The sequence below is a fragment of the Actinocrispum sp. NPDC049592 genome, from assembly GCF_040675465.1.
In the GTDB taxonomy this organism is placed as follows: domain Bacteria; phylum Actinomycetota; class Actinomycetes; order Mycobacteriales; family Pseudonocardiaceae; genus Kibdelosporangium.
Window position 1 is genome coordinate 102,640 of record NZ_JBFAPA010000006.1, and the last position, 23,792, is coordinate 126,431.

Below are 23,792 nucleotides of genomic sequence, written 5' to 3' on the forward strand. Positions count from 1 at the left end.
GCTCAGCGGGCGCGCGTGGGGCCCTCCACGCGGCCGGCCGAGCCCATGCTCAGAGCAGTCCGCGCTCGCGTGCCACGGAGATCGCGTCGCGGCGCTGGCTGACGCCCAGCTTGCGGTAGATCCCGCGCAGGTGGGTCTTGACGGTGTTGACCGAGACGAACATGGTCTGGGCGATCTCCTCGGCGGTGCGCATCGAGGGCAGCTCCAGCAGCAGCTCCTGTTCGCGGTCGGTCAACCCGTCGGTGGGGGTGGTGGGCAACGTGGCGGGCAGCATGGCCCGCACGGTGGTGGCGAACGGTTCGAGCCGGCCGAACCGGCCCGCGCCATGCGCCAGCAGGTCCCGCACCGACCGCCCGGCCTCGCGGAACGGCCGCACCGCCTGGTAGGGCGCGGCCACGGCGAGCGCCTGGGACAGCGCCTCGTGCGCGCGGTTGTCCTGCGCGCTCAACGCGGCCAGGTGCGCCTCCAGCAGCCAGGCCTCGACCAGCGTCGTGGTGACCAGGGTCCGCGTCCGTCCACTGAGGACCGGCTCGAGCAGCCGCCGGGTGGTGCTCAACCGTCCTTTGTGGGCATAGAGGATCGCCTGGGACAGCACCCTTTCCCCGCAGGGCACGTCCAGGTCCGCCACGCCGTCCAGCACCTCCATCGCCCAGCCGACCTCGCCGACCCGCAACGCCATGCGCTGCAGGGCGGGCGCGGCGTAGGCGACCAGCGCCGGGGCGACCATCCGCCCGCTGAGCCGCCGCCAGTGTTCCCGCAGCCGCCCGACGACCCTGTGCGGGGTCTCGGTGGCCTCGAACGCGATCACCGCCCGCAGCGTCAACGCGGACAGCTCGACGGTCGGGTCGACGTTGCGCGGCAACAGGTTCGTCGACAGCGTGGCGAACCGCAGTGCCCGCTCGTCGTCCAGCCGTTGGTAGGCCTCGGCACCGAGCAACGTGTAGAGGTAGGCGGTGCGGGAACTGTAGGTCCAGTCACGGGCCTCGGCGAACTCCAGCGCCGCAGCAGTGAGCCCGGACCGGTCACCGGCGGCGACCGCCATCGCGGCGAGATGCACCTTGCACTCCAACGCGATCGCGTCCCGCCGCTCCGGCCGGGCCAGCCGCAACGCCTGCACCAGATCGGCTTTGGCGTTGGCGTGGTTGCCCACCCACGCCAATGCGATGCCGCGGTTGAGCAACGCGAGCAGGTCCGCGTCCAGGTCACCGGTCTCCCCCGCGCTGGTCTGCCGCAAGGCGGCGAGCGCCGTCCGGACCTCGCCGTGCAACCGCGCCCGGTGCAGTTGCACGGTGGCATGCAAGGCCTGCAACCGCTTGGTCCGCAGCGCGTGCGCGTTGATCCCGCGCAGCCTGCGGTCGGCCGCGGCCACGTCGCCGGCGTCCAAAGCCGCCACCGCGGCGACCAACGCGACCGAGGGCCGGTTCACCACGTGCGGAGGCAGACCGTCGATGACACAACGCAGCCGGTCGGACTGTCCTTTGAGGACCTGTTCCAGTCCCGACCGGGCCACGAGCCGGGTCACCAGATCGTCGTCGCCCGCCGCGAGCGCGTGTTCCATGGCCGCCAACGGGTCCCCGTTGGTCACGAACCAGCCGGCCGCGACCCGGTGCTGCTGTTGTTGCGCGGCAAGGCCGCTGCGGCCGAGCTCGATGTGCAGATAATCGCGCAGCAATGGGTGATAGCGGTAGCCGTCGCCCGCCCTGGTCAGAATACCGTTGTACTCCAGGCGGTCCAGGAGCTGACCGGAGTTCTCCTGGCCGGACAGGATCGCCGCCAGGTCGGCGGGCAGCTCGTGGCTCACACAGGTGGCGAGCATGAACCACTGCACCTGACCGGGTTCCCGCGCCAGGATCTCCGCGCGCAGGTAGTCGGCGACCAGGCGGTGCCCGGCGTCGAAGCACGCCAGGTGCTCGCCGGGCCGGGCCGGATCGGGCAGCGTGATCGCCGCCAGCCGCAGCGCCGCGGCCCAGCCCTCGGTGCTGCGCATCAGCAGCCGCAGTTCGCTGTCCGCCAGCTGGATGCCCTCCTGCTTATACAGCCTGCGGGCCTCCTCGGCGGTGAACGTCAGCTCACCGGGCCCGATCTCGCGCAGCCTGCCCTCCAGCTTGAGCCGGGGCAGGATCAGCGCGGGCGGGAACCGGCCGGCCAGCACGATCCGCAGCGCCGGCGGCAGCTGGCGCAGCAGCACGTTCAAGGTGTGCAACGCCTCCCCGGCGTGGAGCTCGTGGATCCCGTCCAGCACAAGCACTACCGGTTTCGGTGGCGACTCGAACGCGGCGATCACCGCGGTGAGGAACCCCGCGTAGCGCTCGTCCGCGGGCGGGGCCAGCCGGTCGAGCGCGGGCCACGCGCCGCTCGTCCGCAGTGCCTGCAGGATCACCTGCCACAACAGGTTGGCGTCGTTGTCCTCGCTGTCCAGGCACGCCCAGGCGACGTACACGTCCCCGCGGGCGGCCAGGCGCCGGGCCCAGGCGGCCAGCATCGTCGTCTTCCCGGTCCCGGCCGCCGCCCGCACGAGGGTCACCGCACCGCCCGCGGCCGTCCTGTCCAAGAGGGTGTTGAGGCGATCGCGGACCAATATGGCGGGCGCGGACGGCGGAATCGTGACCTTCGCCGTTGTCACCGCCATATTCACGTCTTCGGTCGCCGCTGGGCCCTGTTCGGGTCCGGAATCGCTTTCCAGAGCAGTCACACGCATTGTTCTCCCCGGTACAAATGGCCTGAGTTCACATGTCCCCGACTACCACAACAGCAAGTCCGTACTCCCGGCGCAGGGCCGGAAGGTGACTTGTATCGCGACAGGAAAGCCGCGCACTTCGCCCACCACGGGTGAATGCGCCCGCGCGGCCTGGGGGATCACATCGTATTTCCGCGCTCCAGCGCCTGATCCAGCGCTATCGCGGCATCGATCAGGGAGAGATGGGTGAATGCCTGCGGGAAGTTGCCGAGCTGCTCACCCGTCGGGCCGATCTCCTCGGCGTACAAACCGAGATGCGTGGCATATGTGAGCATCTTCTCGAACACCAGCCGGGCCTTGTCCACGTATCCGGCACCGGCCAATGCGCCGACGTAGGCGAATGTGCACAACGAGAACGTGCCCTCCGACCCGCGCAGGCCGTCCGGGGACGCACTGGGGTCGTAGCGGTACACAAGGCTGTCGGTGACCAGCTCGGACTCCATCGCGGTGAGCGTGGCGAACCATTTCGGGTCGCTCGGCGCGACGAAACCCACCTGCGCCATCCGCAGCAGCGAGGAGTCGAGCACATCCGAGTCGTAGCGCTGCACGAACGCGCGCCGGCCCGGATGCCAGCCGCGGTCCCAGATCTGCCGGTAGATCCGGTCCCGGTGCGCCCGCCAGCGGTCCACCGGCCCGGGGCGGCGCAACGACTCGGCGAGCCGGATGCCGCGGTCGAACGCCACCCAGCTCATCAGCCGCCCGTAGGTGAAGTCCGCCTGCCCGCCGCGGGTCTCCCAGATCCCCTCGTCCGGCCGGTCCCAGTTGTCGCCCAGCCAGTCCAGCACGCCGGTCAGCGCCGACCAGCCGCGGTGCCCGGCCCGCAGCCCGTGCAGGTGGGCCTCGTAGACGCTGTCCATCAGCTCGCCGTAGATGTCCAGCTGCAGCTGCCCGGCCGCGCCGTTGCCGATCCGCACCGGGCGCGACCCGCGGTAGCCCTCCCAGTGGTAGAGCGTCTCCTCGCCCAGCTCGGCCGAACCGTCCACCCGGTACATGATCCGCAGCGGGCCGCCAGGCGCGGCGGTGCCCTCGGAGTACCGGTCGGCCAGCCAGCGGCTGAACCCGGCGGCCTCCTCGGTGAACCCGAGGTTCAGCAACGAGTACACCGCGAACGAGGCGTCCCGGATCCACGTGTACCGGTAGTCCCAGTTGCGTTCGCCGCCGATCTGCTCGGGCAGGCCGGCGGTCGGCGCCGCGATCACCGCACCTGTCGGCGCGTACGTCATCAGCTTGAGCGTGATCGCCGACCGGTTGACCATCTCCCGCCAGCGCCCGCGGTAGGACGACCCTGCCAGCCAGGTGCGCCAGAACCTGGCCGTGTCCTCGAAGGCGTGCAGGAACTCCGCGGACCGCACCGGCCGGGGTGGACCATCCGCACCGGACTCCAGCACGAACCCGCGGACATCCCCCGCGCTCAACGTCAGCCGCGCGTACACGTCGTTGTCGCCGGTGACCTGGATCTGGGCGAGCCGGGCGTCATGCGGTTCCCGCACGGCATGCAGCGTCAGGGTGGCCGATCCGGCGTCGAAGATCGCGCCCTCCCCGGACAGCCTCGTGGTGTGCGACCGGCGGCCGTAGTCGAACCGCGGCGCCACCTCGACCTCGAACTCGACGTGCCCGCGGACACAGCGAACCATCCGGATCAGCCGGTGCCGGTCGGTCGCCTGCGTCAGCGGCGCGGGCGGCATGAAGTCGGCGACCTCGGCGGTGCCGGTCTCGGTGGAGAACCTGGTGATCAGGATCGCGGTGTCCGGGAAGTACAGCTGCCGCGCGGTGTACGGCTGACCGGCGGGACGGATGCCGCAGTGGCCGCCGCGTTTGTGGTCCAGCAACGAGGCGAACACGGTCGGCGAGTCGAACCTGGGGCAGCAGAACCAGTCCACTGTGCCGTCGCTGCTGACCAGCGCGGCCGTCTGCAGGTCCCCGATCAGTCCGTGGTCGGCGATCAACGGGTACGGGTCCACATGGGCTCCTTTCGTGCGGCACGGGCAGGGTTCACGGTTCTCGCGGCGCGGTGGCCGGGTCGTCATCTGTCCGGGATGAGTTGTGCCGTGGCCGCACCGTTTCTCGCCCGGACGGGGTGACATGACGGCCACCGGCCGGTGGAACTGTGGCTCGCGGATGGACGCCGACATTGCCCCGGGAGTGACGCAGCCGACCGCGATCACCGAACGGCTCACCGTCCTGGTTCTCGCGCACGGCAGCGCGCCGGTGCTCGTCGTCCCGGCGCTGGAACGGCCGGACGCCATGGCCGCGACGGATCACCTGCAGATCACCGGGTGCATCGACGGCGGTGATCCGTACGAGGTGGTGGTGGGCCTGCTGCGGCCCGGCGGCCGGTTCGCCGTGTCCGGCTCGATGTGGTCGGCGTACCTGCTGGGCCTCGGCAGCGCCTGCCCGGCCGCGGCCTTCCAGGGGCTGGGCGAGGTGCAGCCGCTGCTGCGCGCGATCAAGGACGACAACGAGATCGCGCGCCTGGACCTGGCGGCCGCGGCCGCAGACGAGGTGTACAACGAGATCGTCCGGCTGCCGTTCATCGGGATGGGTGACGCAGGACGGTGGCCGGCGGCTGAACAACACCGGCCACGCCCTGCGGGTGGTCCACTAGCGAAGCGCGTACCGGCGCAGGAACACCGCCTCCGCCAACGCCATCGACGCGATCTCGTGCGGGTCCACGCTCTCGTTGGGGGCGTGGATCAGTGCGAGGGGTTCCTCGACGCCCATCAGGATCAGCTCGGCGTCCGGGAAGGTGCCGGCCAGGACGGTGCACAGCGGGATGGACCCGCCTTGGCCCAACGTGGTCATCGGGCGGCCGTACGCGTCCCGCATGGCCTCGGCCATGGCCTGGTGCGCCGGTCCGTCCACGCCGGCCCGGAACGGTGCCCCTGAGGCCTCGGGCTCCACATGCACCCGCACACCCCACGGAGCCGCCGCCTGGAGATGTTCGATCAACGCCGTTTGCGCGTCCGCGACGGACACCCCGGGCGGCACCCGCAGGTTCAGACGGGCGGACGCCTCGGGCACGATCGCCGCCGCCGACCCCAGCACCGGCGGACAGTCGATGCCGAGGATGGTCACCGCGGGCCGGGCCCACAGCATGTCCGCGACTCCCCCGTCGCCCAGCAGGTGCACGCCCTCCAGCACGCGGGCGTCGTTGCGGAACCATTCGGCCGGATACGGTTCGCCCAGCCAGATCTGGTCGTTGTTCACACCGAGCACGGCGGTGTTGCCCTGGGTGTCGCGCAGGGTCGCCAGGATCGCGACGAGCGCGGCCAGGGCGTCCGGGGCGGGACCGCCGAACATGCCCGAGTGCAGCGGCGCTTCTAGGGCCCGCACCGTGACGACGACGTTCACCATGCCGCGCAGGCTGACTGTGACCGCCGGACGTCCCGGGGCGGCGTTTCCGGTGTCCGCCACCAGGATCGCGTCCGCGCGGAACAGCTCAGGGTGCTGCGGCACGAACTTCTCCAGCCCGCCGGTGCCCTGTTCCTCCGAGCCCTCGACCACGAGTTTGAGGTGCACCGGGATGTCCGGGTCGAGCGCCCGCAGTGCGATGAGGTGCATCAGGATGTTGCCCTTGCAGTCGGCCGCGCCGCGCCCGTACCACCGTCCGTCCACTTCGGTCAGTGTGAACGGCGGTGTGCGCCAGGCACTTTCGCCCATGGCGGGCTGGACGTCGTAGTGCGCGTACAGCAACACCGTCGGAGCGTTGATGTCCGGGCAGAAACGCGATCCCACGACCGCCTTGCTGCCGTCCGGTGTGGACTCCAGATGCACATCGGTGAACCCGACCTCGCGGAACTTCTCCAGTACCCACCACGCGGCCCGTTCGCACTCCTCGGGCGGCACCTGCCGGGGATCCGCGATGGACCGGATGGCCACCAGCTCGGCCAGCTCCGCTCGCGCCCTGGGCATCATTTCGGCGATCGTGGTACGCAGCCGCATCATCCACCTTCTCCGTCGGTCGTGGCCAGGCCGTCGACGAACTGCTGGAACTCGGGCAGCTTGTCCGGGCAGTAGATGGAGATCACCAGCAGCTCACCGTTCAGCAGGCGGCCGTCGGCGATCACCGGCCGGGTGCCGGGGCCGCCCGCACCGTTCGACAACCCGGCCAGCGCGGCAGCCCGGACCAGGGCCTCGTTCGGCGCGGCGCAGACCGAGCCACCGTCGGTACCCAGCAGCCGCACCACCTGGTCGGCCGGTGGCGTTTGCGCCCCGGCGGCACTCAACGCGGCGGTGAGCTGGGCGGCCTTGCGTTCGGCTTCCTTGTCCGCCTTGGACGAACGCCAGCTCAGCAGGGCGATGATCAGCAGTACCACCACAACGGCGGCGGCCGACCCATAGAGAACGAACCGTTGACGCCGTTCCGTCACGAAGTCACCTCTTCTTCCTGTTGCTGCCATGAGGGCTTACGCAGCTTGTAGAACAACAGTGGCACCACGATCCCGAGTCCCAGCGCCCCGGCCGCGACGATCAGCACGTACGTCCCGGTGCCGCCAGAGCCGAACTGCGACGGCGGGATGAAGCCGACCAGCAGCGCGGCGAACGAAGCGACGAAACCCACGACGCACAACGTGGTCAGCATCGGCGCGCGGAACCCGCGGGGATGGTCGGGATCCTTGCGGCGCAGCCGGACCGCGGCCACGAACATCAGCAGGTACATGATCAGGTACACCTGGGTGGTGATCACCGAGAAGATCCAGTACGCGCTGGAGACGTCCGGGATGAACGCGTACATCAGGGCGATCCCGGTGGTGACGAGCCCTTGCACGACCAGGATGTTCTGCTGCACGCCGTGTTTGTTCAGCTTCTGCAGGAACGGCGGCAGGTAGCCTTCCTGCCGGGAGATCAGCAGCAACCCTTTGGACGGGCCCGCGAGCCAGGTCAGCATGCCGCCGAGCGACGCGGCCACCAGCATGATCCCGATCACCGGGGTGAGCACCTGCCAGCCGAACTTGGCGAACACCGCGTCGAACGCCTGCATCACGCCCGCCGTCAGGGAAAGCTCCTCGCCCGGCACGACCCAGCTGATCGCCAGCGCGGGCAGGATGAAGATCACCAGCACCAGCGCCATGGCCAGGAACATCGCCCGCGGGAACTCCCGGCCCGGCTTGCGCAGGAACGAGACGTGCACCGCGTTCATCTCCATGCCCGAGTAGGACAGGAAGTTGTTCACGATCAGCACCAGGCTGGCCAGCCCGGCCCACGCGGGCAGCAGGTGGTCCGCGGTCATCGGCGCGGCGGATGCGTTGCCCTGGCCCAGGAACACGATCCCGAGCACGACCAGCAACGCGCCCGGCACCAGCGTGCCGATGATCAGCCCGCCACTGGCCAGGCCCGCCACCCCCTTGGTGCCCCGCGAGGAGACCCACACGCCGGACCAGTAGGCCACCATGATCACCGCGGCGGTCCACACGCCGCTGCTGGCCAGCGCGGGATTGAACACGTAGGCCAGGGTGCTGGCCACGTACCCGAGCAGGCTCGGGTAGTAGAAGATCGTCATCGCGAACTGGCACCAGACCGCCAGGAACCCGGCCGGTTTGGAGATCCCGCGGGCCACCCAGTTGTACACGCCGCCGCTCCAGCCGGACGCCAGCTCGGCGGACACCAGCGAGGTCGGCAGCAGGAACACGACCGCCGGGATCAGGTACAGCAGCACACACGCCAGCCCGTAGACGGCCATGGTCGGCGAGGGCCGCAGGCTGGCCACCGAACTAGTCGTCATCAGCGCCAGCGCGACCCAGGTGATCCAGGCCGGTTTGCCGGAAGGTTGGTCGTGACCGCTCATCCGCATCGCCCTTCGTGCGAGTTCCGATGTGGACAACAGGTTCTCGACTGCTGGTGCGGCCGCGGCTCCTCCCTCACGGGTGAGATCGGCGGGCCCGCACCCGTGTCCACACCAGATCCATCACCACCGCCAGGCCGAGCACGGCGATCATCACCGCGAAGATCACCGGATCGGTGCGCAGGGTCTGCACCGCGAACGCGATCAGCACCAGCGAGGTCATCGCGATCGCGGCCACCAGAAGCCACGCCCTGGCACCGATCTCGGCCCGCAGCCGCATCGCCGCGATCGCCAGGACCAGGAAGATCACCAGTGCCACCACGCTGCCCAGTGAGGCGATCGCGGTCAGGTCCACGAACAACGCCAGCAGCAACACGATCAACACCGACAGCACCAGCCCGCGCGTCCCGCCGACCCTTGCCAGCCTGCCGAACCCCGGTGGGAACGTACCGGTCTCGGCCAGCTTCGCGGTGGAACCGCTGGCAGCGAACAGGTTCGCGTTGACCGAGGACGCCGTGCCCAGCAGCGCGGCGATCGCCATCATCACGAACCCAGCGGTACCAAGGGCGGGCTGTGCGGCGACGGCGAGCGCCGTCTCACCGTGCTCGCCGACCTGTTGCACGGTCAGGGTTCCGAAAACCCCCAGGGCGACCAGCACGTACAACGCGGTCGTGATGCCCAGCGAGAGGTACATCGCCCGAGGCAGGTTTCGCCGCGCGTCCGGCAGGTCCCCGCCGGTGAAGCTGACCACCGCGAACCCGAGGTAGGCGAAGAACGTCAGCGCCACACTGGACACGATGTTCAGGGCCGGTGGATAGGTGGACGGCGCCAGCAGGCCGGGATCGATGCGCAGCACCGTCACCCCGACGAAGACCGCGAAAACAGCCAGCAGCACCACCACGATCCCGGTCTGCAACCGGTCGAGCATGCCGGCCCCGGCGATGTTGACCGCGGCCGCACCGATGATCACGGCCACGGTCAGCACCTTCGCCCAGCCGGCCGAACCACCGAAGAACAGCGCGGAGCCGTAGTGTCCAAAGGAGACGGACACCATCGCGGTCACGATCAGCGCGGCGAAGTAGAGCAGCCAGGACACGACGGCGGTGATGTGCCCACGACCGAACCCTTGCAGCAGATACGTGACGACGCCGCCCGATGACGGGTATCTCGCGCCCAGCTTGGCCACCGCGTAGCCCTGCGCGAGCGCTACCAGCCCGGCGAGCAGGAACGACAGCCAGACCGCGGCACCGGCTACCGCCCCTGCCTCGCCGAGCAGCGCGAAGATGCCCGCTCCCACCATCGAGCCGATGCCCAGGAAAGCCGCGCCGCGCACGGTCATCCGTTGTTCCGCCATGCATGCTCCCAGTCGTCGGCGGGTTTTGGCCGAAGCTAGTGCGCCACTCCCGGCCGTCAGATCACGCCGGGCAGGTGAACCCGTCCACCGAACTCACCCGGACCGGGCGAAGAGGGCCGTGGTCCGATTCGGACAGCATCGCCGGCGACACCCTAAGGAGCACAGCTGATGCCACGTGAACCCGGCCGGCCAAGGCGGCGCAGACTCGCGATCCTGGGACTGGTGCTGATGATCCTGCCCTCGTCCGGCACGAATGAGGAGAGATCCGCGTGCCCGGGCGGGATCGTGCTGACCTGCGTCCCGGTTCAGCTGGTGCGGATCCTGCCATCGCTGGCCCGTTTCCTGCTGGCAGACGTCCGATCGGCCAGGTGAGCCGGGAACGACGCCATCATGCCTGGTCAGCAACCTCAGTCCACGCCACCGAAATCACGGATCCCGGTCACCACACCGGCACCGGTGCGCCGCGACCGACTACTCACCCTGCTCGACGACATCGGCAACCCGTCCGGTCCCCGGCCGGTCACGGTCGTCTCCGGCCCGGCCGGGTCCGGCAAGACCACGTTGCTCGCCGCCTGGGCCGCCGACCGGTCACCCGCCCGGCTGGCCTGGCTCACCCTGGACGACCGGGACAACGACGCCACCACGTTCTGGTCGGCGATCTGGGACGCGTTGGGCGACAACGGACCCGCCACCCCGGCCGACATCGCCGCGGCGATCGGCCACTCCGGCGTGCCCGTCCACCTGATCCTCGACGAGGCGGACCGGTTGCGCGACGAGGACGTGCTGACCGGCCTGGAGACCCTGCTGCGGCAGACCCCGGACAACCTCCGGCTGGTACTGGCCGCCCGGACCCCGCCGAACCTGCACCTGTCCCGGTTGCGGCTGGAGGGACGGCTGCTGGAGATCGGCCTGCCGGAGCTGGCGTTCACCCACACCGAGGCCGCGGAGCTGTTCGCGCTGCACGAGGTCGAGCTCTCGCCGGACCAGATCGACGAGGCGCTGCACCGCACCGACGGCTGGCCCGCGGGCCTGCGGCTGATCGCCATGTCGATGAGCGACGAGACGGCGGACGACCGCGCGATGGCCGACTACCTGAGCGAGGAGGTACTCAGCGCGCATCCCGCCCACGTCCGGCAGTTCCTGCGCGCCACAAGCATCTGCGAGCTGGTCAGCGCCGAGCTGGCGACCGCGCTGACCGGGCAGGCCGACGCGGGCGAGATCCTGGACCGCCTCGACCGCGCCAACGCGCTGGTCACGCGGACCACCGAGCCGGGCGGCTGGTACCGCTACCACCCAGCCCTGCGCACGGTACTGCTGGCCGAACTGGACCGGCGGCAACCGTTGGTGCGCACCAACCTCCACCAGATCGCCGCCGAGTGGTTCCGGGACGCGGGCCTGCCGTTGGCCGCGCTCACCCACGCGGTCGCCGCCGACCAGCCCGGCCTGATCGAGGACCTGGCCGGATCCTGCGGCCTGCGGTTGATCCTCAGTGGACATTCAGCCGAGCTGCACACGCTGCTGAACCAACGTCCAGTCACTTCGTCCGCGGCGGCATTGGCAGCCGCCGCGGCAGCACTGGATCTCAGCGACCTGCCAGCCGCCGACCTCTATCTGTCCACAGTAGAGCGCGATACGCCGCTCCATGCGACTTTGGTACAGCAGCGGGCTCTGCTCGCCGGGCAGGCTGTCGACGATGCGGCGCCCGATCCGACCGGCGACGACGACGTGGACACCCTCGCCTTGCTGAACCAGGCCAACGCCCTGATCGGCCGTGGCGACCACACCCGAGCGGAAAGCGTGGTCCAGCGGGCACAGAAGCTGGCCATCAGCAACGGACTGGACAACGCCATTCTGCGTTGTCTGGTCCAGCTGGCGTCCATCGCGGGTGCCCGCGGTGAACTGTCCCAGATGGACACCCAGGCCGCGAACGCCATCGCGTACGCGACCGATCGAGGCTGGGAGCGAAGCGTGCCCTGCCTGCCCGCGTACACGATGCGGGCCGCCCTCGCCTACCTCCGGCTGGATTCCGGTGCCGCCCGGAAGTTCGTCACCGCCGCACGCGAAATGCTTCCGCCCAAAGCGATCCCACCGGCCGCCCTGGCGACGCTCGCCCTCGACGCCATCATCGCGTTCGACGACGACCCACCGTCCGAAGCGGCCGCCGAGATGGTCCGCGACCGGTGGCGTCGTCTCACCGCCGCCGCCATGGCACCACAGCTGTTCGCGTACGTCGCTCTTGCAGCACAACGGATCGCGTTGACGAGCGGCCTGATCGACTGGGCAGTCGAGGTGGCACAACGAGTCGAGAATGACCTGACCGACACGGCGGAACACTTTTATGTGCAAGCGGCGCTGCAGGCACATCGGTCGAAACCCATACCAGCCCGCAAGCTCCTGGTCCCGGTCCTGAGCGGAGACGCCAGGGTTGCCGCGGCCACCACTCCGATCGATTCCTGGCTGCTGGAGGCCGTTCTGCTCAGCCGCATGGACGACTACCACCGCGCACACGGCGCTATCGCCAAGGCGTTGGCACTCGCCGAACCGTTGTCGGCGCTGCGCCCTTTTCGCGCAGCCGGTCCGCCGGTCCGGGATCTGCTGGTGAAGGGCGCCGGGCGGTTCGGCAAGCTCGACCGGTTCGCCTCCAACGCACTGGCGGCGTTGCCCGCCCCGCGGACCGGGCCGGTGGACCAGCTCACCAGCCGCGAACACGACCTGCTGATCGAGCTGCCGTCCATGCGCACCACCGAGGAGATCGCCGACTCGATGTTCGTCTCGGTCAACACGGTCAAGACCCACCTGCGCGGGATCTACCGCAAGCTCGGCGTGAACCACCGGCGCGACGCGGTGGCCGTGGCCCGGGAACGGGGCCTGCTCTGACATCCGGTCTCATCCGTTCCGGGGGACGCGCGGGAGCCCCGGCGACGGCCAGAGTTCGTGCTGTCCACCTGGGACACGAAGGAGGAACAGTGCAAGTGAGTCAAGCCCGGCTGGAGGACCTGATGGACGGGGTGCTGACCGCGATGGCGCAGGACCTGCCCTGGTTGCTCGGCGCGGACATCACCGCGTACCGGCAGGACACGCCGATGGTCTTCGCGGCGTACGGCGTCGGTTCGGCCGTACAGGACGTCCAGCTGCGCCACAGGACCGGCCCGACCCGCGACGCGGCGCTCAGCGACGGCCCGGTCACCAGCGACGACCTGTGGAACGACCGGCGGTGGAACCGGCTCGACCTCGCCCAGGCGTGCGCCGAGCACCCGCAGCACGCCCGGGTCCTGCAGAAGGTGCGCAGTGTCGTCTCGCTGCCCGGCCTGCAGGACGATGCGGGTCTCGTCGTCATCTCGGCCTACCTGGCGCATTCCCCGGCCGAGGACGCCCTGGATGTGCTCACCCGGTACGAACGGCTGGTCACCGCGGACATCGCGGCACTGTCCACAGTGTCCGGGACCGACCAGCGGACCAGCCGGGTGCTGGCCGCCCTGCAACGCAGGTACATGATCGAGCAGGCCAAGGGCGTGGTGATGGCCACCTGCCGGACCGACCCGACCATGGCGTGGCTGCTGCTGCAGGACGCGGGCCGCCGCTCGAACACCAACCTGCACGCGCTGGCCGGCGAGTTGATCAAACAGGTCCAGGCCACCGGCCCACCGCCTGTCGACGCCGACGGTCCGCAACGCGCCGCGGGCGAGCTGTGGTCGGCGTTGCAGCACATCCACACCTCGGCGACGCGATGAGCGCTCCGGCGAAAACCAAGCCCTGGCAGGGGCCACCGCGGCCGTCCGTGCGCCGGATCGCCGACCTGCCGGTCTGGATCCTGCGCCCGCCGACCCCGCGCACCCTCAACTGTGTGCTGATCGAGGGCAACGACGGGCTGATCCTGGTCAACACCGGTACCACGCACCGGCACGGCGCCGCGATCGGTGAGGCCATCGCCAGGCTGACCGACCGTCCACTGCGGACGATCATCTACCCGCACCACCCCACCGACAGCTGCCGCGGCACCACTGGGATCACCGACCACGACAGCGCCGACTCCGGCAGGGTGGTGATCCTCGCCGCGGGCCGTCCGCAACGGACGTCCCGGGGCATCGCCCCCAACCTGATCATCGACCGGGAGTGCATCCTCGACCTGGCCGGGGTCACCGTGCGGCTGCTGCCGGTGGGCACCAGCTCGGTCGCCGGGATGAACATCTACCTGCCGCAGCACCGGGTCGCGATCCTCACCGACGAGCCGTGCATGTGGCAGCACAACATCGGCGTGCGGCCCCAGCCGGGCGGGCCGTTCGCCCGCGCAGTCGGCTGGTTCCTCCGGTTCCCGGTGGAACACCTGCTGGGCAGCCACATGCTGCCGCTGTCCGGCCCGGAGGTGCACCTCGTGCTCAACACCTACCTCACCCGCGCCGGCCGACGCTGAACGCCCTGCACAACAACAGGAGGCAGGATGACCGACTACACCACCCATCGCCACGAAGTCCCGACCGCGCAGCAGTCCAGGATCACCGTCTGGTCCGGCTGGATCTGGTTCGCGTCGATCATGATGATCCTCACCGGGGTCTTCAACGCGGTCGAGGGCCTGGTGGCGCTGTTCAACCGTAGTTTCTACGTCTCCAACGGCGAGCACCTGGTGCTGCTGGACCTGACCGCGTGGGGCTGGCTGCACCTGGTCCTCGGCGGGCTGGTCGGCCTGGCCGGTATCGCGTTGCTGACGGGGGCGATGTGGGCGCGGGTAACAGCAGTCGCGCTGGCGTCGATCAACGCGATCGCCCAGCTCACCTTCATCCCCGCCTACCCGGTGTGGTCCACCATCGTGATCGCGCTGTGCGTGGTGGTGATCTGGGCGATCGTGGTGCACGGCAACGAAACGGGCGACCTGTCTTGACCGCGGGGCTGCCTCGCGCGCTGGTCCTGTTGCTGGGCACGGCATCGGCCGTGATCACCGTCGCCGGCCTGCGGTCGGTGGCCTGGCTGGTCACCCCGATCCTGCTGGCCCTGATCATCGTGATCGTGGTCAGCCCGGCGCACAACCGGTTGCGCCGCATCGGGTTCCCGAGCTGGGCGGCGACGCTGGTGATGGTCCTGCTGGTGTACGGCACGCTCGTCGCGTTCGCCATCGTGACGTTCGTGTCGATCGCCCAGCTGGCCGCGACGCTGCCGCGGTACGCCGACCGGGTCGGCGGCATCGTGCACGATGTCTCGGTTGTGCTGGGCCGGTTCGGCGTCTCGCCCGGCGAGGTGCGTGATGCCCTGTCCGGCCTGGATTTCGGCAGGATCCTGCCGTACGTGGGATCGATCGTGCGGGACCTGACTGGGCTGACCACGAGTCTGGTGTTCCTGTTGGCGCTGCTGCTGTTCTTGAGCATGGAGGCCACCGGGGTGGACGTCCGCCTCACCGAGATCGGCGGCGACCGGCCGCACATCTCGGTGGCGCTGCGCAGCTTCGCCCGCAAGACCCGGTCGTACCTGATCGTGACAACGGTGTTCGGGTTCGTCATCGCGGTGTTCGACAGCGTGGCCCTGGCGTTGCTCGGCATTCCGCTGCCGGTCCTTTGGGGACTGTTGTCGTTCGTCACCAACTACATCCCGAACATCGGGTTCCTGATGGGCCTGATCCCGCCCGCCGCGCTGGCCCTGCTCGCCGGTGGCTGGCAGCTGATGCTGGTCGTGATCCTGATCTACTGGGCGGTCAACTTCGTTGTGCAGTCGCTGATCCAGCCCATCTACGTCGGTGACAGCGTCGGGCTGTCGTCGGTGATGGCGTTCGTGTCGCTGGTGTTCTGGGCGTGGGTGCTCGGCCCGCTCGGCGCGCTGCTGGCCATCCCGGTCACGTTGCTGGTGATGGCCCTGCTGGTGGACATCGACCCGCAGGCCAGGTGGGCGGGCGCCCTGCTGCGCGCACCGGACCGCCCGGCCCGCAAACGCCCCTTCTCCCGTTCCAAGACCGAAAGGACAGCACCATGGCCACCTTGACTATCTGGCGGTTCGGCAAGGCCGACGGAGCCGAACGCGCCGGGGCGATCCTCGCCGGCCTGGCCCGCGACGGCCTGATCAGCATCCACGACGCGGCGACCGTGTCCTGGCCAGCCGACCGCAAGCGGCCCAAGACCCGCCAGCTGCACAACCTCGCCGGGTCGGCCTCGCTCAGCGGCGCGTTCTGGGGCATGCTGTTCGGCCTGATCTTCTTCATTCCCCTGCTGGGCGCGGCGATCGGGGCCGGGCTCGGCGCGATGTCCGGGTCGCTGGCCGATGTCGGCATCGACGACGACCTGATCAACCGGGTCCGCGAGGACGTCGGCCCGGGCACCTCCGCGTTGTTCGTGCTGAGCTCCGACGCCGTGCTGGACCGGATCCGCGACGCCTTCGACGACGACAAGCCGGAACTGATCTATACCAACCTCTCACGCGCCGAGGAGAACTGGCTCCGGGACGTCTTCGCGGAGTGATCTCTGCCAGGATGGCGGGATGACGAAGCTGACCGGGCAACAGATCGCCGATGCCGGGCTGCAGGGGTGGGCTTTCCTGCTCGGTGGGTTGCAGACCCGGATCCACACCAAGGATTTCGCGACCGGCCTGAGCCTCGTCAACGCCATCGGCGCGGCCGCCGAGAAGATGAACCACCACCCGGACATCACCCTGCGCTACCCGCACGTCGACATCCGGCTGACCAGTCACGACACCCGCGGGGTCACCGACCGGGACATCTGGCTGGCCCGGGCGATCACGATGGTCGCCGCCCGGGCGGGCCTTCAGCTGGACGCGGGGAGCGTCTCCCGGCTCGAACTCGCCCTCGACACCCCGGATCGCGCGGCTGTGCTGCCGTTCTGGGCCGCCGTGCTGGCCATGGACCCGGGCTCCGACGACGTCGTCGACCCCTCGGACCGGCTGCCGGCCATCTGGTTCCAGGGATCCGGCACCGACGAACCCCGCCAGCGCTGGCACCTCGACATCTGGGTCGACCCGGACCAGGTCCAGCCCCGCATCGACGCCGCCCTCGCCGCCGGCGGAACGCTCGTCAACGAAGCCCCGGCCTTCTGGGTCCTGGCCGACCCCGAAGGCAACAAGATCTGCCTGTGCACCTGGCAGGAACGGGACTAGCAGCGCGTTCCACACCTGCCTCGGCGCGCGGTCCGTCGTCACCGGGGATCGACCATCGAACACCAAGGTGCCGGGTACGGGTTGGGTCAGCGACCAGTTGCTGCGTTCGCGCATCAGGTTGTGGTGCTTGCACAGGGCGGCGGTGTTGCCGGGCTCGTGCACGCCATGATCGGCGCGACGGATGGTGTGGTCGACCTCGCACCGCTCCGCCGGGACAGAACACCCCGGCATCCGGCAGGCCCGATCGCGCACCTGAATGAAGTCCCGCAACCCCACCGGCACATACCGCCTCCGACCCACCTCCAGCACCTGCCCCACCGGATCGGTAATCAGCCGCCGCCACAAGCTCCCGGGCATGCCCCGCGGTGATCAGCCCATACCCCGACAACTCCCCGGACACTCGTTAAGACCCAGCAACGTGATCATCGGCACCGTCACATTGAGCGGCTACGGTGCCGGGCAACCGTTCCACCAGATCCTCGGCCCGCGCAATCTGGTTCAACGCCGAGGCGGGACCCGAACCGTGCCAGGGCTCGCACCTTGTACGCCTCGGCTGCCGCGATGATTTTGTCAGCCTCGATGGCGGCGTCGAGGCATTGCGATGCGTCGCTCGAATGGGCAGTGCCTGGGGGTGTGGAGATCGATGAGTGCTGGGCACGCCGATCCGGGTTCGGGATTTCGTCCACATCGGACTCGGTCAGAACGGGAACTCTCGGGGTTCACCGCGTAGGGTCACCCATTGCAGTTCGGAGAACTCCTCGGCGGCGAAGCCCATGCCGAACCGGCCCCACCCGCTGTCCTTCATCCCGCCGAACGGCATCTGCGGTTCGTCGTTGACCGGCTGGTCGTTGACGTGGACGATGCCGGCTTCGAGGCGTTGGGCGATCCGCAGGCCGCGGTGGGTGTCGCTGGTCAGGACTCCGGCGGCGAGGCCATATTGGGAGGCGTTGGCGGCGTCGACGGCTTCGTCGACGTCCGCGACGGTGTCGAGCATGACGACGGGGCCGAAGGTCTCGGTGAAGGCCAGTTCGGCGTCGGGCGGGACGTCGGTCAGCACGGTCGCCGGATAGACGGGTGGCGCGGGGGTTCCACCGGTCAGGACCCGGGCGCCCAAGGATACGGCCTCCTCGACCCGGCGGGTGAGCAGGGACAACGCCCATTTGTTGATCACCGGGCCGACGATGGTCCGCGGGTCGCTCGGGTCGCCGGTGGGCAGCGAGGCGACCTTCTTGGTGAACAGGCGGGTGAACTCGTCGGCGATCGGGCGTTCGACGTAGATTCGGCGCGCGCACATGCACACCTGTCCTTGGTGGACGAACGCGCCATAGACAGCGGCGTCGACGGCGTAGGTCAGGTCGGCGTCGGCCAGCACGATGAGCGGGTTCTGCCCGGACAGCTGCAACACCAGGCGCTTGAGGTGCCGGCCGGCCAGTTCGGCGAGCCGCCGGCCGGTCACGGTGGACCCGGTGAAGTTGATCCGCCGGACGTGGGGGTGCGAGATCAGCTCCTCGGCGATCGCGCCCGCGTCGCCGGGGCCGTGCGTGACCACGTTCAACACCCCCGGCGGTAGCCCGGCTTCGGCGAACAGCTCCGCCCACAGCGTGCCGCCGGTGATCGGCGCCTCCTCGGACGGCTTGAGCACGACCGTGTTGCCCAGCGCGAGGGGCCCGACGATGGCTCGGCCGGACAACGGCAGGGGCGAGTTCCAGGGAGCGATGGCCGCGACGACGCCGACCGGGCGCCGCACGGCCATGGCCCGTGTCCCGGGGACGTCCGACGGCAGCATCTGACCCGTCGGCGCGTACGGGATGTTCGCGGCCTGGCGGAGCAGTGATCCGGCGAACTCCAGCTGCACGTTGGCGAACATCGCGCCGCAGCCGGTCTCCGCGGCGAGCAGGGCGACGATCTCGTCCGAGCGGCGTTCCAGCGCATCGGCCGCGCGCAGCAGGATCCGTTGCCGCTCAGCGGGCGGGCTGCTGGCCCACGTGCCGAACGCGGTGTGCGCGGCCTCCACGGCGAGCCGGGCGTCCTCGGCGTCACCGGCGGCGACCGTGGCGAGCACTTCCCCGGTCCAGGGGCTGTGGTCCGGGTAGCTGCCGCCCTTGACCGGCTCGGTCCACTCGCCGCCGATGTGGTGGCGGACCCGCAACTCAGGAGTGATCACGGCGTCCAGTATCCCGCCGCAGGTGGTAGCCCAGCGGGAGCAGCCGGACCGTCAGCCTGTCGCCGACCAGGCTCCACAGCCCGCGCGGCAGGAACAGGGCGAACGCGACCGCCGTCACGCCGAGCCCGATCAGGTACCAGGCGCCCTGGTCGGCGAACAGATTCTGGACCGCGAAGTACAGGATGGCGCCCAGGATCGGGCCCTCGAACGTGCCCAGCCCGCCAACCAGCACCATGAAGATCATCGCGGCCGACCACTGCACGCCGAAGATCGACTGCGGCTGGATGAACAGCGTGTTCGCCAAGGTCAACGCCCCGGCAGCGCCACAGCCGAACCCGGCCAGCACGAACAGCAGCAGCTTCAACGGCCGGGCTCGGACCCCGAGCGACGCGGCCGCCAGCACGTCGTCCCGGATCGCCTGCAGCGCCGCGCCCGTGCGGTGCCGGAGCAGGAGGAACAGCAGGATGAGCAGCAGAACCGCGAAGCCCAGCGTCAGCCAGTACGTCAGCGCGCGCCGGACCTCGGGCGCGAACACGTTCAGCCCCTGCAACGAGACGCCGGTGCCGCCGCCCAGATCGTGGTTGAGCAGGAACAACACGGCGATGGCCTCGGCCACGACCCAGGTGCCGACCGCGAACTGGCCACCGCGGAGGCGCAACACCAGCAGGGACAACACCAACGCCAGCACCGCCGAACCCGCGGCGGCGAGAACCACGGCGAGGTAAGGCTGGATGCCCTGCTGGGTCAGCAGAATCGTGCCGTAGGCGCCGAACCCGATGAACGCCTGCTGCCCCACCGAGACCAGGCCCGCGTACCCGGCCAGCGCGTTCCACATCACCGCGAGGATGACGAAGATCAGCAGACTCGTCAGTTGCTGAACGACGTTGGCGTCGAACACCTGGGGCACCGCGAACAACCCGATGCCGACGAGAATGAAGACACCGGATGCGATGCGGGAGGCCGGGCTGGAGCGCTGGACTGTCCACTGTGCGAGAGCCGCGGTGGTCATGCGGTCGCCCTCCTGACGGCGATGAACCGGCCACGCGGGCCGGCGAGGATGACGAGGAAGACCAGGTGCCCGGCCAGGATCGCGTACTGCGGGTCGATGGCGGCGCCGATGGTCTGGGCCACACCGAGCACGATGCCGCCGGTCAGCGTGCCCCACAACGAGCCGAGCCCGCCGATGACGACCGCCTCGAACGCGAAGATCAGCTGCGTCGGGCCGCTGGACGGGTCGAACGTGGACTGCATCGCCAGGAACGCCCCAGCGAGCGCGGCCACCGCCACGGCGATCGCGGTCGCCCTCGCATAGACCGAGGCGGCGGGCACGCCGACGAGCGCGGCGGTGTCCGGATCCTGCGCGGTGGCGCGCATCTCCCGGCCGATCCCGGTGCGGCGCAACATGAACTGCAACCCACCGAGCACGGCGACAGCGACCGCGAGGATCACGACCCCGAGGTACGGCACCGACAACTGATCAGTGAGCCGCCAGCTCCCGGTGGCCAGCGACCCGGCCGACGGCCCCAGCGAACGGACATCCGGCGAGAAGATCTCCAGCAGCGCGTTCTGCAGCACGATGGCCAGGCCGAACGTGGTCAGCAGCGGAGTCAGCTCGCCCCCGCGCAGGCTGCGCGCCAGAACCGTGCGCTGCAAGAGGTAACCGATGACGAGCATGGCAGGCAGGACAAGGATGAGCGCCAGCGGAACGGACATGTGCGCCTCGGCGACGAGCACCCACACCCCGAACGCACCCAGCACGGCGATGTCGCCATGGGCCAGGTTGATGATCCGCATGACACCGAACATCAGCGACAGTCCACATGCGAACAATGCGTACAGCCCACCGAGGAACAAACCTTGCACGACAGCGTTGACCCAGGTCATGCCGATCCCTTCCGTGCCAGCCCGAAGTACGCGCCGGTGACCTGGTCGCGGGTGACCATTCCGGCCGCGGCCTCGAGCGCGACCCGGCCTTCGAGCATGCACACCACCCGGTCCGCCACCGACATCGCGCGGCCAAGATCCTGCTCCACCAACACAATCGTGGTTCCGCCGTCGATGAGCACCGCGAGGCACTCGTACACCGAGTCGACCGCGACCGGGGCGAGGCCGAGCGAAACCTCGTCGAGCAACAGCACCTGCGGGTTGGTCATCAGCGCGCGACCGATCGAGGTGGCCTGCTGCTGGCCGCCGGACAGGTTGGCGGCGCGCTTGTGCCGCAAGGGTTCGAGCATCGGGAACGCGTCGAGGACGGTCTTGACGGACCACGGGCCTTTCCTGGCCCGACGGCCCGCGACGAGCAGGTTCTCCTCGACAGTCAGGTCCGGGAACAGCTTCCGCCCCTCGGGCACCAAAGCAACGCCCAGCGCGACCCGGCGATGTGCGGCGAGGCCGGTGATGTCCTTGCCGTTGAGGGTGATCGTGCCCGCCGCGGCGGGGTGGGCACCGGCGATCGTACGCAGCAGGGTGGACTTGCCCGCACCGTTCGCGCCGACGAGAGCAACCACCTCGCCCTCGCGAACCACAAGGGAGACACCGCGAACGGCCTGCAACAGACCGTGTTTCGCGTCCACATGGGACACTTGAAGCATCAGTGCCCACCTCCCAGGTAAGCGTCGACGACATGAGCGTCGCTGAGCACGGCCTCGGGTTCACCGTCCGCGATCACCCGCCCGGCGTCCATGCACACCAGCCGTTCGACGACCTGGACCAGCACGTGCACGATGTGCTCGATCCACACGATGCCGATTCCCAGGCCGTGCAACTGTTTGATGGTATCGACGAGTTGCTCGGCCTCGGCGTCGGTGAGCCCGCCGCCGATCTCGTCGAGCAGCAGCACCTGCGGCCCGGTCGCCAGCGCACGAGCCAGCTCAAGCCGTTTGCGGTGCAGCAGACCCAGAGTGTCCGCGCGGCGGTTGGCCAGCTCGATCAACCCGCACAGCTCCAGCACTTCCACGCACCGGCGATAAGCGTCGTTTCGAGACACGCGGGTGCCGTAGGAGACACCGACGAGGACGTTCTCCAGCACCGTCATCCCGCCGAACGGCCGCGGGATCTGGAAGGCGCGCCCGATTCCCTTGCGGCACCGCATCTCCTGCCTCAGCTTGGTGACGTCCTGCCCACCAATGTGGACAGTGCCGCGATCGGGCTTGATCGCGCCCGCGAGCACGCCGAGCAACGTCGTCTTGCCGGCGCCGTTGGGTCCGACGATGCCGACTGCCTCACCAGCGCCGACGCTGAAGTCGACCTCGTTGAGCACCCGCAGATCGCCGTAGTTCAGCGACAGGCCGAGCCCGGCGAGCGCGGGCTCGGTCGCCTGGACGGGCTTGCTCCGCACGGTGCTCATGCGGTGTAGGGATGCAGCTTCGCGGCGACCGGCACGTTCGGGTCGCTGGAGTTGTCGCACAGCACGAAGTCCACTTTGTACGGACTGCCCGCCGGAGCCGCGATCCACTGGCCGCCCAGGATCGGCGCGGCGACCACGTTGGCGTTCGGGCCTTTGCCCCACTGCAGGCGGCCGACCGGTGTCTGCACGTCAAGGGTGCCGATCGCGCGGGCCAGACCCTTGCGGTCCTTGGGATCGGTGACCGCTTGGAACGCGGCGGCGGCCACGTCGAACAGCGCCAGGCTCGGGCCCAGCTGCTGGTTCCACTGCTTGCCGGCGGACTTCTGGTAGCCGTCGCCCAGTTGCTGTGACGTGACCTTGGTGAGCGAGGAGGTGTACGGGTAGGTCGGCGTCCAGTAGGCGCCACCGGCGATGTTCACGCCGATCGGGCCGAGCGCCTCCACCTGCGACGGGAACAGGCCGGTCTTGGCGATCTGCGCGATCTTGGGCCGGTAGCCCTGCTGCGCGGCCTGCCGCCAGAACGTGGCGAAGTCCGACGGGATCGGGAAGGCGTTGAAGATCTCGCAGTTCTCCGCCTTGAACCTGGCGATCTGCGAGGAGAAGTCGTTGGTGCCGTCGGTGTAGGCGCCCGGGTCGACGATGGTGTACCCGGACTTGGTCAGCAGCGGGCCCAGCGCCTGGCGGATGGCGTTGCCGTCGGAGTCGTTGGGCCACATGACCCCGACCTTCTTGTTGGTGTCCACTTGGGACCACAGGGTCTGGTAGGCGTTGTGGAACTGCTCGACGCCGAAACAGAAGTGGAAGGTGTACTGGAACGCCTGCTTCTGGTCGGGTTTGGCGCCGCGGCCGAAATACCAGGCCTCCCAAGGCACAACGGTCGACACGCACGGCACACCGGCGGCCTCGCAGGCGTCCGAGACCGGGTTGACCGTCTCCGGCGTGGACGTGGTGAGCATCAGGTCGACGCCGTCACCGTTGATCAGGTCGTTGGCCACCTGCGCGGACCGCTGCGGGTTGGACTGGCTGTCCTTGTCGATGATCTGGACGTCGAACTTCGTGCCGCCGAGGGTGAGGCCCGACGCGAACGCCTGCCTGGCCAGGTCGAGCACGTAGCCGTCCGGCTCGCCGAACCCGGCCGCGGGCCCGGTGCGCGGGCTGACGAAGCCGATCTTGATCGCGCCCGTGCCGCCGGTACTGCTGGTGCCGGCGCCGATCCGGCACGCTGCCAGCGCCGGGCCGGCCATGATGCCCAGGCTGGCAGCCCGCAACAGCTGCCGTCTGGTCAAACCGGAGTTCGGGGAGTGGGGCATTGTCGCCTCC

At 69.6% G+C, this 23,792-nt stretch carries 21 protein-coding genes; 8 read left to right on the top strand and 13 right to left on the bottom strand.

The window, feature by feature from the left end:
• Window positions 1-49 precede the first annotated feature (49 nt).
• The 7 genes from AB0J95_RS17350 to AB0J95_RS17380 all read right to left on the bottom strand — a co-directional run bounded on the left by AB0J95_RS17350 (window position 50) and on the right by AB0J95_RS17380 (window position 9,873).
• Entirely contained in the window at window positions 50-2,698 is a 2,649-nt protein-coding gene (locus AB0J95_RS17350) for an AAA family ATPase (RefSeq protein WP_364758148.1), read from the bottom strand.
• A gap of 158 nt (window positions 2,699-2,856) precedes the next feature.
• Entirely contained in the window at window positions 2,857-4,698 is a 1,842-nt protein-coding gene (locus AB0J95_RS17355; RefSeq protein ID WP_364758149.1) for a glycoside hydrolase family 15 protein, read from the bottom strand.
• A 297-nt stretch (window positions 4,699-4,995) separates the two neighbouring features.
• Window positions 4,996-5,271 carry a hypothetical protein gene (locus AB0J95_RS17360; RefSeq protein ID WP_364758151.1) on the bottom strand — a complete coding sequence of 92 codons (276 nt, stop codon included), beginning with the start codon at window positions 5,269-5,271 and terminating at the stop codon, window positions 4,996-4,998.
• A 67-nt stretch (window positions 5,272-5,338) separates the two neighbouring features.
• Window positions 5,339-6,679, bottom strand: a complete 1,341-nt coding sequence (locus tag AB0J95_RS17365; RefSeq protein WP_364758152.1) for a dipeptidase — start codon at window positions 6,677-6,679, stop codon at window positions 5,339-5,341.
• On the bottom strand, window positions 6,679-7,107 hold the full coding sequence (locus AB0J95_RS17370; protein WP_364758154.1) for a hypothetical protein: 429 nt from the start codon (window positions 7,105-7,107) through the stop codon (window positions 6,679-6,681). Before AB0J95_RS17370 ends, AB0J95_RS17365 begins: the two co-directional genes overlap by 1 nt.
• Window positions 7,104-8,522, bottom strand: a complete 1,419-nt coding sequence (locus AB0J95_RS17375) for an APC family permease (RefSeq protein ID WP_364758156.1) — start codon at window positions 8,520-8,522, stop codon at window positions 7,104-7,106. The genes AB0J95_RS17370 and AB0J95_RS17375 overlap by 4 nt, the downstream gene beginning before the upstream one ends.
• A gap of 73 nt (window positions 8,523-8,595) precedes the next feature.
• Window positions 8,596-9,873 carry an APC family permease gene (locus AB0J95_RS17380; protein ID WP_364758158.1) on the bottom strand — a complete coding sequence of 426 codons (1,278 nt, stop codon included), beginning with the start codon at window positions 9,871-9,873 and terminating at the stop codon, window positions 8,596-8,598.
• Between the two features lie 168 nt (window positions 9,874-10,041).
• On the opposite strand from AB0J95_RS17380, the gene AB0J95_RS17385 reads away from it, so the two are divergent.
• The 8 genes from AB0J95_RS17385 (at window position 10,042) to AB0J95_RS17420 (ending at window position 16,962) form a co-directional block, all read left to right on the top strand.
• The gene (locus tag AB0J95_RS17385) at window positions 10,042-10,245 is read left to right on the top strand and encodes a hypothetical protein (protein WP_364758160.1); all 204 of its coding nucleotides are present in this window, start codon (window positions 10,042-10,044) and stop codon (window positions 10,243-10,245) included.
• A gap of 84 nt (window positions 10,246-10,329) precedes the next feature.
• Window positions 10,330-12,750, top strand: a complete 2,421-nt coding sequence (locus tag AB0J95_RS17390; protein ID WP_364758162.1) for a LuxR C-terminal-related transcriptional regulator — start codon at window positions 10,330-10,332, stop codon at window positions 12,748-12,750.
• An 89-nt stretch (window positions 12,751-12,839) separates the two neighbouring features.
• Window positions 12,840-13,604 carry an ANTAR domain-containing protein gene (locus tag AB0J95_RS17395; protein WP_364758164.1) on the top strand — a complete coding sequence of 255 codons (765 nt, stop codon included), beginning with the start codon at window positions 12,840-12,842 and terminating at the stop codon, window positions 13,602-13,604.
• A complete protein-coding gene (locus AB0J95_RS17400; protein ID WP_364758166.1) occupies window positions 13,601-14,284 on the top strand; it encodes a hypothetical protein in 684 nt (227 codons plus the stop codon). The genes AB0J95_RS17395 and AB0J95_RS17400 overlap by 4 nt, the downstream gene beginning before the upstream one ends.
• Before the next feature lie 27 nt (window positions 14,285-14,311).
• Window positions 14,312-14,749 (top strand): hypothetical protein, encoded by a 438-nt coding sequence (locus tag AB0J95_RS17405; RefSeq protein WP_364758168.1) that lies wholly within the window; start codon window positions 14,312-14,314, stop codon window positions 14,747-14,749.
• A complete protein-coding gene (locus tag AB0J95_RS17410; RefSeq protein WP_364758170.1) occupies window positions 14,746-15,837 on the top strand; it encodes an AI-2E family transporter in 1,092 nt (363 codons plus the stop codon). The genes AB0J95_RS17405 and AB0J95_RS17410 overlap by 4 nt, the downstream gene beginning before the upstream one ends.
• Window positions 15,825-16,310, top strand: coding sequence for a DUF1269 domain-containing protein (locus tag AB0J95_RS17415; RefSeq protein ID WP_364758172.1), 486 nt, complete (start codon window positions 15,825-15,827; stop codon window positions 16,308-16,310). The genes AB0J95_RS17410 and AB0J95_RS17415 overlap by 13 nt, the downstream gene beginning before the upstream one ends.
• Before the next feature lie 19 nt (window positions 16,311-16,329).
• Window positions 16,330-16,962: a 4a-hydroxytetrahydrobiopterin dehydratase gene (locus AB0J95_RS17420; RefSeq protein ID WP_364758174.1), complete on the top strand. Its 633-nt coding sequence runs from the start codon at window positions 16,330-16,332 to the stop codon at window positions 16,960-16,962.
• Between the two features lie 697 nt (window positions 16,963-17,659).
• On the opposite strand, the gene AB0J95_RS17425 is transcribed toward AB0J95_RS17420, so the two are convergent.
• From AB0J95_RS17425 to AB0J95_RS17450, 6 genes are read right to left on the bottom strand one after another with little or no spacing between them, the layout of a single operon-like run.
• On the bottom strand, window positions 17,660-19,126 hold the full coding sequence (locus AB0J95_RS17425) for an aldehyde dehydrogenase family protein (RefSeq protein WP_364758175.1): 1,467 nt from the start codon (window positions 19,124-19,126) through the stop codon (window positions 17,660-17,662).
• Window positions 19,113-20,135, bottom strand: a complete 1,023-nt coding sequence (locus AB0J95_RS17430; RefSeq protein WP_364758177.1) for a branched-chain amino acid ABC transporter permease — start codon at window positions 20,133-20,135, stop codon at window positions 19,113-19,115. The genes AB0J95_RS17425 and AB0J95_RS17430 overlap by 14 nt, the downstream gene beginning before the upstream one ends.
• Window positions 20,132-21,010: a branched-chain amino acid ABC transporter permease gene (locus AB0J95_RS17435; protein WP_364758178.1), complete on the bottom strand. Its 879-nt coding sequence runs from the start codon at window positions 21,008-21,010 to the stop codon at window positions 20,132-20,134. Before AB0J95_RS17435 ends, AB0J95_RS17430 begins: the two co-directional genes overlap by 4 nt.
• Window positions 21,007-21,717, bottom strand: a complete 711-nt coding sequence (locus tag AB0J95_RS17440; protein WP_364758180.1) for an ABC transporter ATP-binding protein — start codon at window positions 21,715-21,717, stop codon at window positions 21,007-21,009. Before AB0J95_RS17440 ends, AB0J95_RS17435 begins: the two co-directional genes overlap by 4 nt.
• Window positions 21,717-22,472 (bottom strand): ABC transporter ATP-binding protein, encoded by a 756-nt coding sequence (locus AB0J95_RS17445; protein ID WP_364758182.1) that lies wholly within the window; start codon window positions 22,470-22,472, stop codon window positions 21,717-21,719. The genes AB0J95_RS17440 and AB0J95_RS17445 overlap by 1 nt, the downstream gene beginning before the upstream one ends.
• Window positions 22,469-23,782, bottom strand: a complete 1,314-nt coding sequence (locus AB0J95_RS17450; RefSeq protein ID WP_364758184.1) for an ABC transporter substrate-binding protein — start codon at window positions 23,780-23,782, stop codon at window positions 22,469-22,471. The genes AB0J95_RS17445 and AB0J95_RS17450 overlap by 4 nt, the downstream gene beginning before the upstream one ends.
• Window positions 23,783-23,792 lie beyond the last annotated feature (10 nt).